The organism is Microbacterium esteraromaticum, assembly GCF_016907315.1.
Lineage (GTDB): Bacteria > Actinomycetota > Actinomycetes > Actinomycetales > Microbacteriaceae > Microbacterium > Microbacterium esteraromaticum.
This window is the reverse complement of record NZ_JAFBBS010000001.1, coordinates 1,217,600-1,230,768: the sequence shown is the minus strand read 5'-3', so window position 1 is coordinate 1,230,768 and position 13,169 is coordinate 1,217,600. Positions and strand designations below refer to the sequence as shown.

Genomic DNA, 13,169 nt, shown 5'->3' with positions numbered 1-13,169 from the left:
CCGCGCGGTGAGTCGAGTGTGGCTGGTGCGGCATGGCGAGAGCCTGCTGAACGCCGCCGGCCGGATGCAGGGCTGGGCCGATGCGCCGCTCACCTCGCGCGGCATCGCGCTCGCGCTCGCGCGAGGACGGATGCTCGCGGCGGCGGGCATCGGGTTCGATGCGGCGTGGTCGGCGGACGGCATCCGGCATCGCGAGACCGCTCGCCATCTGCTCGCCGGCGCGGGAGCGGGTGTTGTCGCCCGCGAGGATTCGCGCTGGCGGGAGATGTGCTTCGGTGCGCTCGAGGGTGCGAGGACCCGTCGCTTCGGCCGGCTGATCGTCGCGCATGGCGAGCTGCGGCCGGCTCTCGAGGAGCTGGCCGAGCGCGACCCCTCGGCAGAGCATCCGGATGCCGTGGTGCAGCGCTCGCGTGCTGCCCTGGCCGCCGCCGCCCAGTCGGGTGAGGAGGTTCTCGTCGTGACCAGCGGCATCACGAAGCTGCTGCTGCTGGATGCCCTGGAAGCCGACCTCTCGCACCTGGACGCCGGGCCCCCGCACCTCTCGCTCTCGACCGTCACGCTGGAGAAGCGCGGGGGTGCCTGGCGTGTCGACCGCGCCGTGCGCGACACGCTCTGACCTCGCAGCGCCCCGTCGCGCACGCAAGACGCCGGTGAGCAGGTGCTCACCGGCGTCTGCGATGCGACGTCAGGCCGTGTAGCCGTCGGCCACCGTGAGCGCGTCGTCGATCGCGGCGAGGCCGCGCACCAGCTCGTCCTCGGTGATGACGAGCGGCGGGGCGATGTGCGTGCGGTTGAAGTGCACGAACGGCCAGACGCCTGCCTTCTTGGCGGCAGCGGCGAAGGCTCCCATCGGTGCGGCATCCGCGCCCGAGGCGTTGAACGGCACGAGCGGCTCGCGGGTCTCGCGGTCGCGCACGAGCTCGACGGCCCAGAACAGCCCGCGTCCGCGCACCTCGCCGACGCTGGGGTGGGTCGACTCCCACGAGCGCAGCGTCGGCTCGACGATGCGCTCGCCGAGGTCGCGCACCCGCTCGAGGATGCCGTCTCGGGCGAACACCTCGAAGGTCGCGACACCGGCGGCGCACGCCAGCGGGTGCCCCGAGTAGGTGAGCCCGCCCGCGAACGGGGTGGTGTCGAAGTGCGCGGCGATGCGGTCGGAGATCACGACGCCGCCGAGGGGGACGTATCCCGAGTTGACGCCCTTGGCGAAGGTGATGAGGTCGGGCTGTCCGCCGTGTGCCTGGAACCCGAACCACTCGCCCATGCGGCCGAAGCCGACCATGACCTCATCGGCGATGTACACGATGCCGTGCCGGTCGCACAGCTCTCGCACGCCCTGCAGGTATCCGGGCGGAGGCACGAGCACGCCGTTCGTGCCGACGACCGACTCGATGATGATCGCGGCGATGGTCGAGGGGCCCTCGAGCAGGATCGTCTGCTCGAGGTGCGCGAGCGCCCGCGCGGTCTCCTGCTCTGGGGTCTCGGAGTGGAACGGCGAGCGGTACAGGTACGGTCCGAAGAACCGCACGGCGCCCGTGTCGCTGACGTCGTTCGCCCAGCGACGCGGGTCGCCGGTGAGCGAGATCGCCGTCGAGGTCGAGCCGTGGTAGCTGCGGTACATCGAGAGCACCTTGCGGCGCCCGGTCGACTGGCGCGCCAGTCGCACCGCGTACTCGTTGGCCTCGGCGCCGCCGTTCGTGAAGAAGACCTTCTCGAGACCATCGGGGGCGACCTCGGCGATCAGGCGGGCGAGCTCGCCGCGCACGTCGTTCGCGACCGACGGCTGGATGGTGGCCAGGCGTCCCGCCTGTCGCTGGATGGCGGAGACGATGTCGGGATGCTGGTGACCCAGGTTCAGGTTCACCAGCTGGCTCGAGAAGTCGAGGTACTCGTTGCCTGCGTAGTCCCAGAACGTCGATCCGGCACCGGATGCCACGGGGACGGGGTCGATGAGCGCCTGCGCGCTCCACGAGTGGAACACGTGCGCGCGGTCGTCGGCGCGCACCTGAGCCTCGGCCTCGGGGGCGGGCAGGGCGTGCGTCGCGCCGTGCCGGTCGGTGTAGCTGCTCATGATGCTGATTCCTCTGAACTCAGTGGTTGCTGGGGAAGCCGAGGTCGACCTGCGCGGGCGTGTGGTCGGGCCAGCGGGTGGTGACGACCTTCGAGCGCGTGTAGAAGTTGATCGACTCGGGGCCGTAGATGTGCGAGTCGCCGAACAGCGAGTTCTTCCAGCCGCCGAACGAGAAGGCGCCGACGGGCACGGGGATCGGCACGTTGACGCCGACCATGCCGACCTCGATGTCGAACTCGAACTGGCGGGCGGTGCCGCCGTCGCGGGTGAAGATCGCGGTGCCGTTGCCGAACGCGTTGGCGTTGATCAGCTCGACGGCCTCGGCGTAGGTCTCGACGCGCACGACCGAGAGCACCGGCCCGAAGATCTCGTCCTCGTAGACCTGCATGCCCGGTCGCACGTTGTCGAGCAGCGAGACGCCGGTGAAGAAGCCGTCTCCTTCGAATCGCTTCTGCGTGCCGTCGACGATCACAGTGGCGCCTTCTGCTGCGGCGCCCTTCACGTAGGACTCGACCTTGTCGCGGTGCTCGCGGGTGATCAGCGGACCCATCTCGGAGGCGGAGTCGGTGCCGGCGCCGATGCGCAGGTCGGCGATGCGGGTGCGGATGCCGTCGACCAGGTCATCGGCGATGTCGCCCACGGCGACCAGCACCGACACGGCCATGCAGCGCTCGCCGGCAGAGCCGTAGGCGGCCGAGATGGCGGCGGCGGCGGCGCCGTCGAGATCGGCGTCGGGCATGACGACCATGTGATTCTTGGCGCCGCCCAGCGCCTGCACGCGCTTGCCGTTGGCCGAGGCGCGCTCGTAGATCGACTTCGCGATGGGGGTGGAGCCGACGAAGCTGATGGCGCCGACGTCGGTCGAGTCGAGCAGCGTGTCGACGGCGGTCTTGTCACCGTTGACGACGTTGAGCACGCCGTCGGGAAGACCGGCCTCCTGGAAGGCCTTGGCGAGCCAGATGGCGGCGGACGGGTCCTTCTCGCTCGGCTTGAGCACCACGGTGTTGCCGCATGCGATGGCTGAGGCGACCATCCACAACGGCACCATCACGGGGAAGTTGAACGGCGTGATGCAGGCGACGACGCCGACCGGCTGCTTGACCGAGTGCACGTCGACGCCGCGCGAGACCTGCTCGGCGCGCTCGCCCTTGAGATGGTGCAGGAGGCCCGCGGCGAATTCGACGTTCTCGATGCCGCGCGAGACCTCGCCTGCGGCGTCGGAGAGCACCTTGCCGTGCTCGCTGGTGACGATGGCGGCGAGCTCGTCGGTGCGCTCGGCGAGGATCTGGCGCAGACGGAAGAACACGTCGGCGCGCTTGATGAGGCTCGAGGCGCGCCACGCCTTCTGGGCCGCCTTGGCCGAGGCGATCGCCTGCTCGACCTCCTGCGCGCTGGCGGCGGCGACCTGGCGGTGCGCCCCTCCGGTCGCGGGGTCGTAGACCGGCAGGGTGCGGTCAGTGGTGCCGGTCTCGGCGCCGTCGATGTAGTGGCGGATCGTGGTCACGAAGGTTCTCCTCGATGAGATGCGGGGTTCATTCGCACAGACTGACCGGACGGGTCTTCTGGCTCGATTCCCATGATTCCAGCGGGCAGAATGGATGCATGAGTGCAGACCGTCCGGAAGATGACCGCACCCGGACAGATCGTCCGGACGACATCGCGCTTCCTCGCGTGCGGGATGTCCTCGACGCCGCGACGCTCATGCGCGGCGACCCGCAGGTGCTCGTCGGAGGCCGGGCGCTCGATGCGCGGGTGCGCTGGGTGCACGTCTCCGACAGCGCTGAGGTCGCGGGTCTGCTCGACGGGGGCGAGCTGCTGCTGACGACGGCGGCGGGGTGGAGCGGCACGGATGCCGCGCTGCGCGCGGTGGCCGGCAGTCTCGCCGACGCGGGGATCGCGGGCATCGTGCTCGAACTCGGTGCGCGGTTCCCCGTCGCCCCTCCTGCGCTGGTCGCCGCCTGCCGCGCGCGCGGGCTTGCTCTGATCGCGCTGGATCGGGTCGTCAAGTTCGTCGCGATCACCGAGGCGGTGCATCGGCGGATCATCTCAGGGCAGCTCGAGGCGCTGCAGGAACGGCAGCGGCTGCATGAGCTGTTCACCGGGCTCACCCTTCGCGGCGCGCCGGCCGACACCGTCGTGCACGCGGCCGCACAGGCCCTGGGTGCCCCGGTCGTGCTCGAGACGCTGGGGCGCGAGGTGGTCACCGCCGAGCTGTGGGGTGAGGCTGCGAACGAGGTGCTCGGCGACTGGGCTGCACGCTCGCGCGCCGGCGACGGACTGCTCGCCGTGCCGGTCGAGGCCAGAGGCGCGCGGTGGGGCACTCTCATCGCGCTGCCGGGAGACGAGCATCCGGCCGGACGCACGACCGTGCTCGAGCTCGCTGCGACGGCCCTCGCGCTCGCTCGGCTCGCCGACGGGCCGGACGAGTGGGCGACCCTGCCCGCGCACGAGCTCATCGACGCCGTGCTCAGCGGCCGCCACACGGGCGACGACGACATCGCCGCCCGTCTGCAGGCCGCGGGGCTGCCGGTGCGCGGTCGCGTGCTCAGCGTGCTGGTCGCCGAGAGGGCGGACGGCGCGGCGACGGATGCCCTGATCGCCGCGCTCACCGACGACGGCGCGCAGCGCGCATCGGTCCGTGCGCTCGGGGCCGTGCATGAGGGGGCGGCCGTGGTGCTCGTGTCGGCCGCCGCTGCTGTCCGGTCGGCGATGCTGCGTCGCGCGGCGGACGCAGCGGGAGTGGGGCTCGGCGTGGGCCCGGAGGTCTCGACGGTCGCCCAGCTGCTGGCATCCATCCGTCCGACCCGCCTGCTCGCCGCCCGCCTGCGCGCCGGTGAGGTGCGGCGCGTCGACGACCGGCCGCTCACGCGTCTGGTCTCAGAGCTCGGCGACGACCACCGGCTGCAGGAACACGCCGAGCGCCTGCTCGCGCCGCTGATCCGGTACGACGAGCAGCATCAGGGCGACCTCGTGCGCGTGCTCGGTGCGGTGGTCGCGCATCCCGGCAGCCGCACGGCCGCGGCATCCGCCTCGCATCTGTCGCGGTCGGTGTTCTACCAGCGTCTCGCAGCGATCTCCGACCTGATCGGCGCCGACCTCGACGACGGCGAGACTCTCGCGGCCCTGCACCTCGCCCTGCTGGCGCGCGGCTGACCCTGGGCGTGCCGCCCCGGGCCCGCTCAGGCGATGTACACCTTGCGCAGGGTCTCGTGCACGGTCCACAGCGTCTGCATGCCCTCGGCGAGGCGCACGACGGAGCCTGCCTGTACCTCGATCGAGGGCAGCGCCGGCTCGATGAAGTCGACGCGGGCGCTGCCCGCGAGCACGACGAACACCTCATCGGCCTCGGTGTCGACCGCGGCGCCCTCCGTCATCTCCCAGATGCCCACGTCGAGGCCGCCGAACGTGCCCAGCTGCCGGATGCCGGTGCTCGGCGACCCCGAGCGGACGACGTCGGCGCGCAGCGACTCGTGCGTGAGTGCCGCGTGCAGCGCATCCGTCACGACTGCAGCCGCGTGCAGCGGCAGAGTCATGAGTCGAAGCCCATCCCGACGGCGTCGAGGGTCCTGAGCAGCAGGTCGCGCCTGCCGCCGTTGTGATCGGCGCGGTCCATGGATCGGCGCACGAGGTTCACCCCGATCGACGCTGCGGGCTCGGGCGGGAACGGGATGGGCTTGGTGCGCACCATCTCGAGGCGGGTGCGCTCGGTGTCGAGCCCGGCGAGCTCGTCGAGCATGACATCGGCGGCGAAGCGACTGGCGCCCACGCCCAGACCGGTGAATCCGGTCGCGTAGGCGACGCGCCCGCCTCGTGCGGTGCCGAAGAACGCGCAGAACCGGCTGCACGAGTCGATCGCGCCCGCCCACTGGTGGGTGAAGCGCAGGCCTTCGAGTTGCGGGAAGGTCGTGAAGAAGTGCGAGGCGAGCCTGCGGAAGCTCTCGGGCCGGTTCTCGTACTCGGCACGCACCTTGCCGCCGAAGTGGTAGACCGCGTCATAGCCGCCGAACAGGATGCGGTTGCCGGCGCTCAGGCGGTAGTAGTGGAACTGGTTCGCGCTGTCAGCGAGACCCTGGCGGTTCTCCCAGCCGATCGCGTCGTACTGCTCGGCGGTGAGCGGCTCGGTCATCAACGCGTAGTCGTAGACCGGCACGGTCATCAGCCGGTTGCGCTTGAGCAACGAGGGGAAGACGTTGGTCGCGAGGGCGACATGGTCGGCTGCGACGGTCGCGCCGCTCTGCACCGTGACGGTCTGCGCACTGCTGCCGCTGAGCCCGGTCACCCGGCTCTGCTCATGGATCACGACACCGAGCTCGGTCGCCACCCGTGCGAGCTCGACGGCGAGCTTCGCCGGGTGGATCATCGCGCAGCCGTTGCGGTCCCAGTTGCCGGCGAGATAGGTGGGGGAGTGCACCTCTGCACGCACGGCGTCCTGATCGAGGAAGCCGTCGCCCTCCATCCACTCGATCTGGTGCGGCTCGGTCGCGACGGCCAGCTGACCGGTGCGCTCCCAGTCGACGTCCATGCCGTACCGCTCGACCGACTCCTGGATCCCGTCGAGGTTCTCGAGCCCCAGGCGCACGAGGTCATCCATCTCGTCGGGCCAGCGGTTCATGCCGTTCTCATAGCCATGGGTGAGGCTGGCCTCGCAGAACCCGCCGTTGCGGCCCGAGGCCGCCCAGCCCACTCGCGCGGCTTCGAGCACGACGACCGACCGCTGCGGGTCGCGCTCCTTGGCCCGCACGGCAGTCCACAGTCCGACGTACCCGCCGCCGACGATCACGAGGTCGGCGCGGGTGGAGGCTGTGAGCGGCGGATACGAGGGCCGGTCGATCTCATCGAGCCAGAATGTCGCGTGCCTGGTCTTGCGCAGCGCATCGTCGATGATGCTGTCGCGCGGGCGGGCGCGCTCGAAGACAGTGGTGCCCATGGGTTCTCGTCTCGTGTCAGTGGGGCAGGGCTGCGCTGAAGGTCAGCGCGTGCCCCAGTTGTAGAAGTCCTTGTGCAGGCCGGCGTAGATGAGGCTCTCGGTGTGCTCGACGCCGGGGATGGCGCGCACGCGCATCGACACGAGCTCGAGCAGGTCCTCGTCGGTCTCGCAGATGGCCTCGGCGAGCACGTCGAAAGTGCCGAGCGTCACGACGACATACGCGATCTCGTCGAACGCCTTCACGGCCTCTGCCACCTCGCGGGGATCTCCGGAGGTGCGGATGCCGATCATCGCCATCCGCGAGAATCCGAGCTGCCGCGGGTCTGTGACGGCGACGATCTGCATGACGCCGGCGTCGGTGAGCCGCTGCACGCGCTGGCGCACCGCCGCCTCGCTGAGTCCGACCGCGCGCCCGATCTCGGCGTAGGGTCGCCGCCCGTCCTGCTGCAGCAGCTCGATGATCCGCTTCGAGACGTCGTCAAGGGCGGTGGTCTTCGACTTGTCGCTCATGTGCCGATCCTGACACGTAGAACGGGTGTCTGCAACTGTATTCGTAGAGAAAGAGCGAAAAAACTTCTGAATCCGCAGTGTTCGGGTCTAGAGTAACGGCATGGCAACGATGACGCTGCAGAATCACATCGGCGGATCCCTGCGGGACGCGCACGGCACCGGCACGCTCGATCTCATCGACCCGGCGACGGAAGAGGTGTACGGGCAGATCCCATTGTCCGACGAGCGCGACCTCGATGACGCATACGCGGCCGCAGCGGCGGCATTCCCGATCTGGCGAGAGAAGACACCAGCCGAACGGCAGCTCGCGCTGTTCCGGATCGCGGATGCCATGGCATCCCGCGCGGAGGAGTTCGCCGACCTCGAATCGCAGGACACCGGCAAGCCCCGCGCGAACCTCGTGGCCGACGAGATCGAGCAGTCGATCGACCAGCTGCGCTTCTTCGCCGGCGCCGCCCGCAACCTCGAGGGGCGCGCCGCGGGCGAGTACGCCGCGGGGCACACCTCTTATGTGCGCCGCGAGCCGATCGGAGTGATCGGGCAGGTCACCCCATGGAACTATCCGCTGAACATGGCCGTCTGGAAGATCGCCCCTGCGCTCGCCGCGGGCAACACGGTGGTGCTGAAACCCGCCGAATCGACGCCGCTGTCGACCCTGCTGCTCGCCGAGATCGTCGCCGAGCACACCCCGGCGGGCACTCTCAACGTCGTGCTCGGCGCGCGAGACACCGGCGCCGCGCTCGTCGCCCACCCGACACCGCAGATGGTCGCCATCACCGGATCGGTGCGGGCCGGCATGGCGGTCGCGTCGTCTGCGGCGAACGACCTCAAGCGGGTGCACCTCGAGCTCGGCGGCAAGGCCCCCGCGATCGTGTTCGACGACGCGTCTCTCGACAGGGCGGTGGAGGCCATCGTCACCGCCGCGTTCTTCAATGCCGGGCAGGACTGCACCGCGGCGACCCGCGTGATCGCGCACTCGTCGATTCACGACGAGCTGGTGCGCGCCCTCGTCGAGCGCACGAAGACCCACGCGCGCACGGGCGGGCCGCACGAGGAGGGCGTGCTGTACGGCCCGCTCTCGAGCGCCGCGCAGCTCGCCCAGGTGCAGGGGTTCGTCGACAGGCTGCCGGCCCACGCGACGATCGAGACCGGCGGACGCCGCCAGGGTGATAAGGGCTGGTTCTTCGAGCCGACCATCGTCTCGGGCATGCGGCAAGACGATGAGGCGGTGCAGAACGAGGTCTTCGGCCCTGTGCTGACGGTGCAGTCCTTCGACACCGACGACGACGCGCTGGCGCTTGCCAACGGGGTGCGCTATGCGCTGGCCGCGTCGGTCTTCACGCGTGACCACACCCGTGCGATGCGCTTCACCCGCGACCTCGACTTCGGCTGCGTGTGGGTCAACACGCACATCCCGTTCGTCTCCGACATGCCGCACGGCGGCTTCAAGCACTCCGGCTACGGCAAGGACCTGTCACAGTACGGCTTCGACGACTACACGCGCATCAAGCACGTGATGACGGCGCTCTGACCCTCGCCCCTGCTGGTCGCCGCCGCCCCTGCTCAGCTACGTGGCTGAGCAGGGGCGGCGATGCTGAACAGGGGCGAGGACGCCGCGCGTCAACCCAGGCGCGTGACGTGCCGCAGCTCGTGCAGCTCGAGGCCGGGGCGGTGGTCGACCTTGCGCGCGCCGTCGGATGCCCACCCGTGGCGCTCGTAGAACCCCGCCGCGCGCTCGTTGCCCTCGAGAACCCAGAGGTACGCGGTCTTGTGGCCGTCCGCGCGCAGGGCGCTCTCGACCGCGGTGATCAGCGCGTGGCCGACGCCCGTCGACCAGGCATCCGGATGCGCGTAGATGCCCCACAGCTCACCGGAGCCGGGCGCCTCGGCGTCACGGGCGCCGCCGAAGCTCGCCCAGCCGGCGATCGCGCCGTCGCGCTCGGCGACGATCGTCTGCGAAGGACGATCGTCGTCGGCCAGGATGCGCGCCCAGCCGGCCTCACGCTCGGCGATCGACAGCTCGTCGAGCACTGTCTGCGGCATCAGCCCGCGATACGCCTCCTGCCAGGCGCGCACGTGCACCACGGCGATCCCGTTGGCGTCGGCTGAGGTGGCGGGGCGGATCTCCATGTCGGCTCCTTCTGAGGGGCGTCCCGGCCCCGCTCGAATCGCGTGAATGGATTGATTCTGCCCGGATTCATCGCCAGGTGAGCGATTCGAAGCCGGTTGTTTCAGGCGTCGCGGCGGGGACCCTCCGAGGGATGCACGGTGAACACGTGCGGAGCGGCGTAGCCGGCATCCGCGAAGGCCCGGGTCACGGCATCCGACATCCGCTCGACGTCGTCGCGAGCGACCAGGGCGATCGCCGCGCCGCCGAAACCGCCGCCCGTCATGCGGGCGCCGACAGCTCCCTGCGCCAAAGCCGTCTCGACCGCGAGGTCGAGCTCGGCGACCGAGATCTCGAAGTCGTCGCGCATCGACGCATGAGAGGCGACCAGCAGGTCGCCGATCGCCCGCGGGCCCCGCTCGGCGAGGGCGCGCACCGTGTCGAGCACGCGCTGGTTCTCGGTGACCACGTGACGCACGCGCCGGAAGGTCACGTCGTCCATCAGCGCGGCGGCTCGCGGCAGGTCTGCCTCGGTCGCGTCGCGAAGCGACCGGATGCCCAGCAGCGCAGCCCCGCGTTCGCACGCCTCTCGGCGCTCGCGGTAGCCGCCGGTCGAGTGCGAGTGCTTCACCTGCGTGTCGATCACGAGCACCTCGAGCCCCTCGGCGGTGAACCCGGTGGGCACCGACTCGGTCGCGAGCGTCCGGCAGTCGATGAAGGTCGCCGCGTCGGCGCGGCCGAGCATCGACGACATCTGATCCATGATCCCGGTGGGGGCGCCGACGGCCTCGTTCTCGGCGCGACGGCCGATCTGGGCGAGGGCGACGGGGTCGAGACGGGTGCTCCAGAGCTCGTCGAGGGCCGACGCCACTGCTCCCTCGATCGCCGCCGACGACGACAGGCCCGCACCGACCGGCACGTCCGACGCGATCGCGATGTCGACTCCGCGGGCGGTAGCACCCGGGGCTGCGGCCCGGAGCGCCCATGCGACGCCGAGTGCATATGCCGACCACTCGGGCACGGAGGGCGCGCTCCCGACGGGCGTCGGGAAGAGGGCATCCAGCTGCGCCAGGTCGACCTCCACCGGCTCTTCGGCGAAGGTCGACGCGACGCGCACGCGGTCGTCGTCGCGCAGCGCGGCGGCGGCGAAGGTGCGGTGCGGGATCGCGAAGGGCAGCACGAAGCCCTCGTTGTAGTCGGTGTGCTCGCCGATGAGATTCACCCGGCCCGGTGCCGACCAGACGCCGTCGGGCTCGCGGCCGGTCAGGCCGGTGAACAGGGAGCGGGCGGCCTCGAGCGCGCTCATGCAGACACCTCCGGAACAGAGGCGATGGCGTCGCGCAGTCGCTCTGCCGCCACCTCGGGAAGGATCTCGGCGGTCCAGCCGCCCATCGCCGCCTCGGAGCCGGCGAGGAACTTCAGCTTGTCCTCGGCGCGACGGGGGCTCGTCAGCTCGAGACGCATGCGCACGGTGTCGCGGCCCGTGTGCACGGGGGCCTGGTGCCAGGCGGCGATGTACGCCGTCGGGGTCGAGTACAGGGCGTCCACCCCTCTGAGCAGACGCAGGTAGAGCGGGGCGAGCTCATCGCGCTCGGCGTCGGTGAGAGCCGCGAAGTCGGGCACGTGCCGGTGCGGCATGAGCTGCACCTCGAGAGGCCAGCGGGCGGCGAACGGCACGAACGCCGTCCAGTGCTCGCCCTGCAGCACGACGCGGTCGGAGTCGCGCTCGCTGTCTAGCACCCGCTGCATGAGGTCGGGTGCGCTGCGGTGGATGCTGTCGAGCAGCCGCTGCGTGCGAGGGGTGACGTATGGGTACGAGTAGATCTGACCGTGCGGGTGGGGGAGGGTGACACCGATCGCCTCGCCGCGGTTCTCGAAGGGGAAGACCTGCTGGATGCCGGGAAGGGCCGACAGCGCCGCGGTGCGATCGGCCCATGCCTCGATCACCGTGCGGGCGCGCGTGACCGTCTGGGTGCCGAATGAGCCCTCGTGGTCGGGGCTGAAGCAGACGACCTCGCAGCGGCCGATGCTCGTGCGCGTGCGGCCGATGCCGAGCTCGGCGAGATCGTCGAGGCCCCGTGTGGGGTTGCGGGCAGCGGGTGCACCGCCCGTCGCCTCGTTCAGCGCCGGACCGAATGCGGGGGAGCGGTTCTCGAAGACCGCGACGTCGTAATTCGCGGGGACCTCGGAGGGATTGGCCGGGGTCTGCGGGGCGAGCGGGTCGGCGTCTGCGCTCGGCATCATCACGCGGTTCTGACGCCGGGTGGCGAAGGTGATCCAGTCGCCGGTGAGCACGTCCTGCCGCATGGTCGCGGTCTCGGGCCGCTCGTCGAGCATGCGGGCGTCGACGGCGCGGTCGGCGCTGAGGGAGGAGCCGGGGTCGTCGTAGTAGAACAGCTCGCGGCCGTCGGCGAGGCGCGTAGCCCGCTTGACGACGCCCGCGCCGAGCTCGGTGGTTCGCAACTCAGGAGATTCTGCCGTGTTCACGTCAACACGCTACCGTGCCGAGCGTGGTAACGTCAACACTCCGGAGTTGTGACCGTCGAGATCAGGGGACCGGATGCAGAGATCCACGCGGGTGTCGATGTCGATGGTCGCTGCCCGAGCCGGAGTCTCGGGCCAGACGGTCTCACGGGTCGCGAACGACAGCCCGAAGGTCGACCCCGAGACCAGGGCGCGCGTCGAGCAGGCGATGGCGGAGCTCGGCTACCGGCCGAACCGCGCGGCCCGCGCGCTGCGCACCGGACGCAGTCAGACCCTCGGCCTCGTCGCGCAGACCCTCGCGACCGTGGGCAACTCCCGCATGCTGCAGGCGGTCGCCGAATCGGCGGCATCTCGCGGCTACGCGCTCACCGTGCTCACCCTGGGGCCCGACGCCGACATCGCCGAGGCCTTCGACCGCCTTCGCGATCAGGGGGTCGACGGCGCCATCGTGCTGAACGAGGCGACCGCCCTGGCCCGCGATGCGGCATCCGCCGGCCTCCGCCTCGTCGTCGTCGACTCGCCGCCCGACGACCGCTTCGCGGTCATCGGCACCGACCACGCAGCCGGCGCTCGCGCCGCGACCGAGCACCTGCTCGCCGCCGGCCACCGCACGGTGCACCACCTGGCTGGCCCCGCCGGCCCGTTCGCCGCTGCCGAGCGCGAGCGCGGCTGGCGAGAGGCGCTGGCGGCCGCCGGGCTCGAGACGCCGCGGGTCGCACGGGGAGACTGGAGTGCGGCATCCGGGTTCGATCTGGCGCGCCGGATGCCCACCGAGAGGGTCACCGCGATCTTCGCCGCGAACGACCAGATGGCCCTCGGCGCGCTGCGCGCGCTCGCCGAGATCGGGCGCCGCGTGCCGGATGACGTCGCCGTGGTCGGATTCGACGACATCGCGGACGCTGCCCAGTTCACTCCGCCGCTGACGACAGTGCGGCAGGACTTCGACGCGCTCGGCGACCAGGCCGTCAGCCGCCTGGTGTCGTGGATCGAGGGCGAGCATCCTGCCGACCTGCTGCTCGCGCCCCGCCTTATCACCCGCGCGAGCGCCTGACGGCCGGGCGGTCTCGTGA

General features: G+C 71.0%; 12 protein-coding genes. 4 read left to right on the top strand and 8 right to left on the bottom strand.

Annotated features, from left to right (window positions below; translation table 11 throughout):
* The first annotated feature begins 7 nt into the window (after nucleotides 1-7).
* Complete coding sequence (locus JOE67_RS06160; RefSeq protein ID WP_204974616.1) at nucleotides 8-616, top strand: histidine phosphatase family protein; 609 nt, start codon at nucleotides 8-10, stop codon at nucleotides 614-616.
* Nucleotides 617-685: 69 nt separating this feature from the next.
* Here JOE67_RS06160 and JOE67_RS06155 read toward each other — a convergent pair whose 3' ends face one another.
* A complete protein-coding gene (locus JOE67_RS06155) occupies nucleotides 686-2,071 on the bottom strand; it encodes an aspartate aminotransferase family protein (protein WP_204974615.1) in 1,386 nt (461 codons plus the stop codon).
* Between the two features lie 19 nt (nucleotides 2,072-2,090).
* On the bottom strand, nucleotides 2,091-3,575 hold the full coding sequence (locus JOE67_RS06150) for a CoA-acylating methylmalonate-semialdehyde dehydrogenase (protein ID WP_204974614.1): 1,485 nt from the start codon (nucleotides 3,573-3,575) through the stop codon (nucleotides 2,091-2,093).
* Between the two features lie 98 nt (nucleotides 3,576-3,673).
* Here JOE67_RS06150 and JOE67_RS06145 point away from each other — a divergent pair, with 98 nt between their 5' ends.
* Nucleotides 3,674-5,224 carry a PucR family transcriptional regulator gene (locus JOE67_RS06145; RefSeq protein ID WP_204974613.1) on the top strand — a complete coding sequence of 517 codons (1,551 nt, stop codon included), beginning with the start codon at nucleotides 3,674-3,676 and terminating at the stop codon, nucleotides 5,222-5,224.
* A 26-nt stretch (nucleotides 5,225-5,250) separates the two neighbouring features.
* Here JOE67_RS06145 and JOE67_RS06140 read toward each other — a convergent pair whose 3' ends face one another.
* Genes JOE67_RS06140 through JOE67_RS06130 form a run of 3 tightly spaced genes read right to left on the bottom strand, consistent with a single transcriptional unit; the run spans nucleotide 5,251 to nucleotide 7,508 of the window.
* Nucleotides 5,251-5,604 (bottom strand): cupin domain-containing protein, encoded by a 354-nt coding sequence (locus tag JOE67_RS06140; RefSeq protein ID WP_204974612.1) that lies wholly within the window; start codon nucleotides 5,602-5,604, stop codon nucleotides 5,251-5,253.
* Nucleotides 5,601-6,998, bottom strand: a complete 1,398-nt coding sequence (locus JOE67_RS06135) for an NAD(P)/FAD-dependent oxidoreductase (RefSeq protein ID WP_204974611.1) — start codon at nucleotides 6,996-6,998, stop codon at nucleotides 5,601-5,603. Before JOE67_RS06135 ends, JOE67_RS06140 begins: the two co-directional genes overlap by 4 nt.
* A 42-nt stretch (nucleotides 6,999-7,040) precedes the next feature.
* The gene (locus tag JOE67_RS06130) at nucleotides 7,041-7,508 is read right to left on the bottom strand and encodes an Lrp/AsnC family transcriptional regulator (protein WP_204974610.1); all 468 of its coding nucleotides are present in this window, start codon (nucleotides 7,506-7,508) and stop codon (nucleotides 7,041-7,043) included.
* 100 nt (nucleotides 7,509-7,608) lie between these two features.
* Here JOE67_RS06130 and JOE67_RS06125 point away from each other — a divergent pair, with 100 nt between their 5' ends.
* Complete coding sequence (locus JOE67_RS06125) at nucleotides 7,609-9,039, top strand: gamma-aminobutyraldehyde dehydrogenase (RefSeq protein ID WP_204974609.1); 1,431 nt, start codon at nucleotides 7,609-7,611, stop codon at nucleotides 9,037-9,039.
* An 89-nt stretch (nucleotides 9,040-9,128) separates the two neighbouring features.
* On the opposite strand, the gene JOE67_RS06120 is transcribed toward JOE67_RS06125, so the two are convergent.
* From JOE67_RS06120 to galT, 3 genes are all read right to left on the bottom strand, one after another.
* The gene (locus JOE67_RS06120; RefSeq protein ID WP_204974608.1) at nucleotides 9,129-9,638 is read right to left on the bottom strand and encodes a GNAT family N-acetyltransferase; all 510 of its coding nucleotides are present in this window, start codon (nucleotides 9,636-9,638) and stop codon (nucleotides 9,129-9,131) included.
* 101 nt (nucleotides 9,639-9,739) lie between these two features.
* Nucleotides 9,740-10,921 (bottom strand): galactokinase, encoded by a 1,182-nt coding sequence (gene galK, locus JOE67_RS06115; protein WP_204974607.1) that lies wholly within the window; start codon nucleotides 10,919-10,921, stop codon nucleotides 9,740-9,742.
* The gene (galT, locus tag JOE67_RS06110) at nucleotides 10,918-12,102 is read right to left on the bottom strand and encodes a galactose-1-phosphate uridylyltransferase (RefSeq protein WP_338041517.1); all 1,185 of its coding nucleotides are present in this window, start codon (nucleotides 12,100-12,102) and stop codon (nucleotides 10,918-10,920) included. Before galT ends, galK begins: the two co-directional genes overlap by 4 nt.
* Before the next feature lie 73 nt (nucleotides 12,103-12,175).
* Here galT and JOE67_RS06105 point away from each other — a divergent pair, with 73 nt between their 5' ends.
* Complete coding sequence (locus JOE67_RS06105) at nucleotides 12,176-13,150, top strand: LacI family DNA-binding transcriptional regulator (RefSeq protein WP_239528008.1); 975 nt, start codon at nucleotides 12,176-12,178, stop codon at nucleotides 13,148-13,150.
* Nucleotides 13,151-13,169 lie beyond the last annotated feature (19 nt).

What these genes read in the sequence shown, in the direction of transcription:
- galK (WP_204974607.1), bottom strand. Translation starts at nt 10,921, where the DNA reads ATGAGCGCGCTCGAGGCCGCCCGCTCCCTGTTCACCGGCCTGACCGGC.
- JOE67_RS06135 (WP_204974611.1), bottom strand. Translation starts at nt 6,998, where the DNA reads ATGGGCACCACTGTCTTCGAGCGCGCCCGCCCGCGCGACAGCATCATC.
- JOE67_RS06130 (WP_204974610.1), bottom strand. Translation starts at nt 7,508, where the DNA reads ATGAGCGACAAGTCGAAGACCACCGCCCTTGACGACGTCTCGAAGCGG.
- JOE67_RS06155 (WP_204974615.1), bottom strand. Translation starts at nt 2,071, where the DNA reads ATGAGCAGCTACACCGACCGGCACGGCGCGACGCACGCCCTGCCCGCC.
- JOE67_RS06125 (WP_204974609.1), top strand. Translation starts at nt 7,609, where the DNA reads ATGGCAACGATGACGCTGCAGAATCACATCGGCGGATCCCTGCGGGAC.
- JOE67_RS06145 (WP_204974613.1), top strand. Translation starts at nt 3,674, where the DNA reads ATGAGTGCAGACCGTCCGGAAGATGACCGCACCCGGACAGATCGTCCG.
- JOE67_RS06120 (WP_204974608.1), bottom strand. Translation starts at nt 9,638, where the DNA reads ATGGAGATCCGCCCCGCCACCTCAGCCGACGCCAACGGGATCGCCGTG.
- JOE67_RS06140 (WP_204974612.1), bottom strand. Translation starts at nt 5,604, where the DNA reads ATGACTCTGCCGCTGCACGCGGCTGCAGTCGTGACGGATGCGCTGCAC.
- JOE67_RS06105 (WP_239528008.1), top strand. Translation starts at nt 12,176, where the DNA reads ATGCAGAGATCCACGCGGGTGTCGATGTCGATGGTCGCTGCCCGAGCC.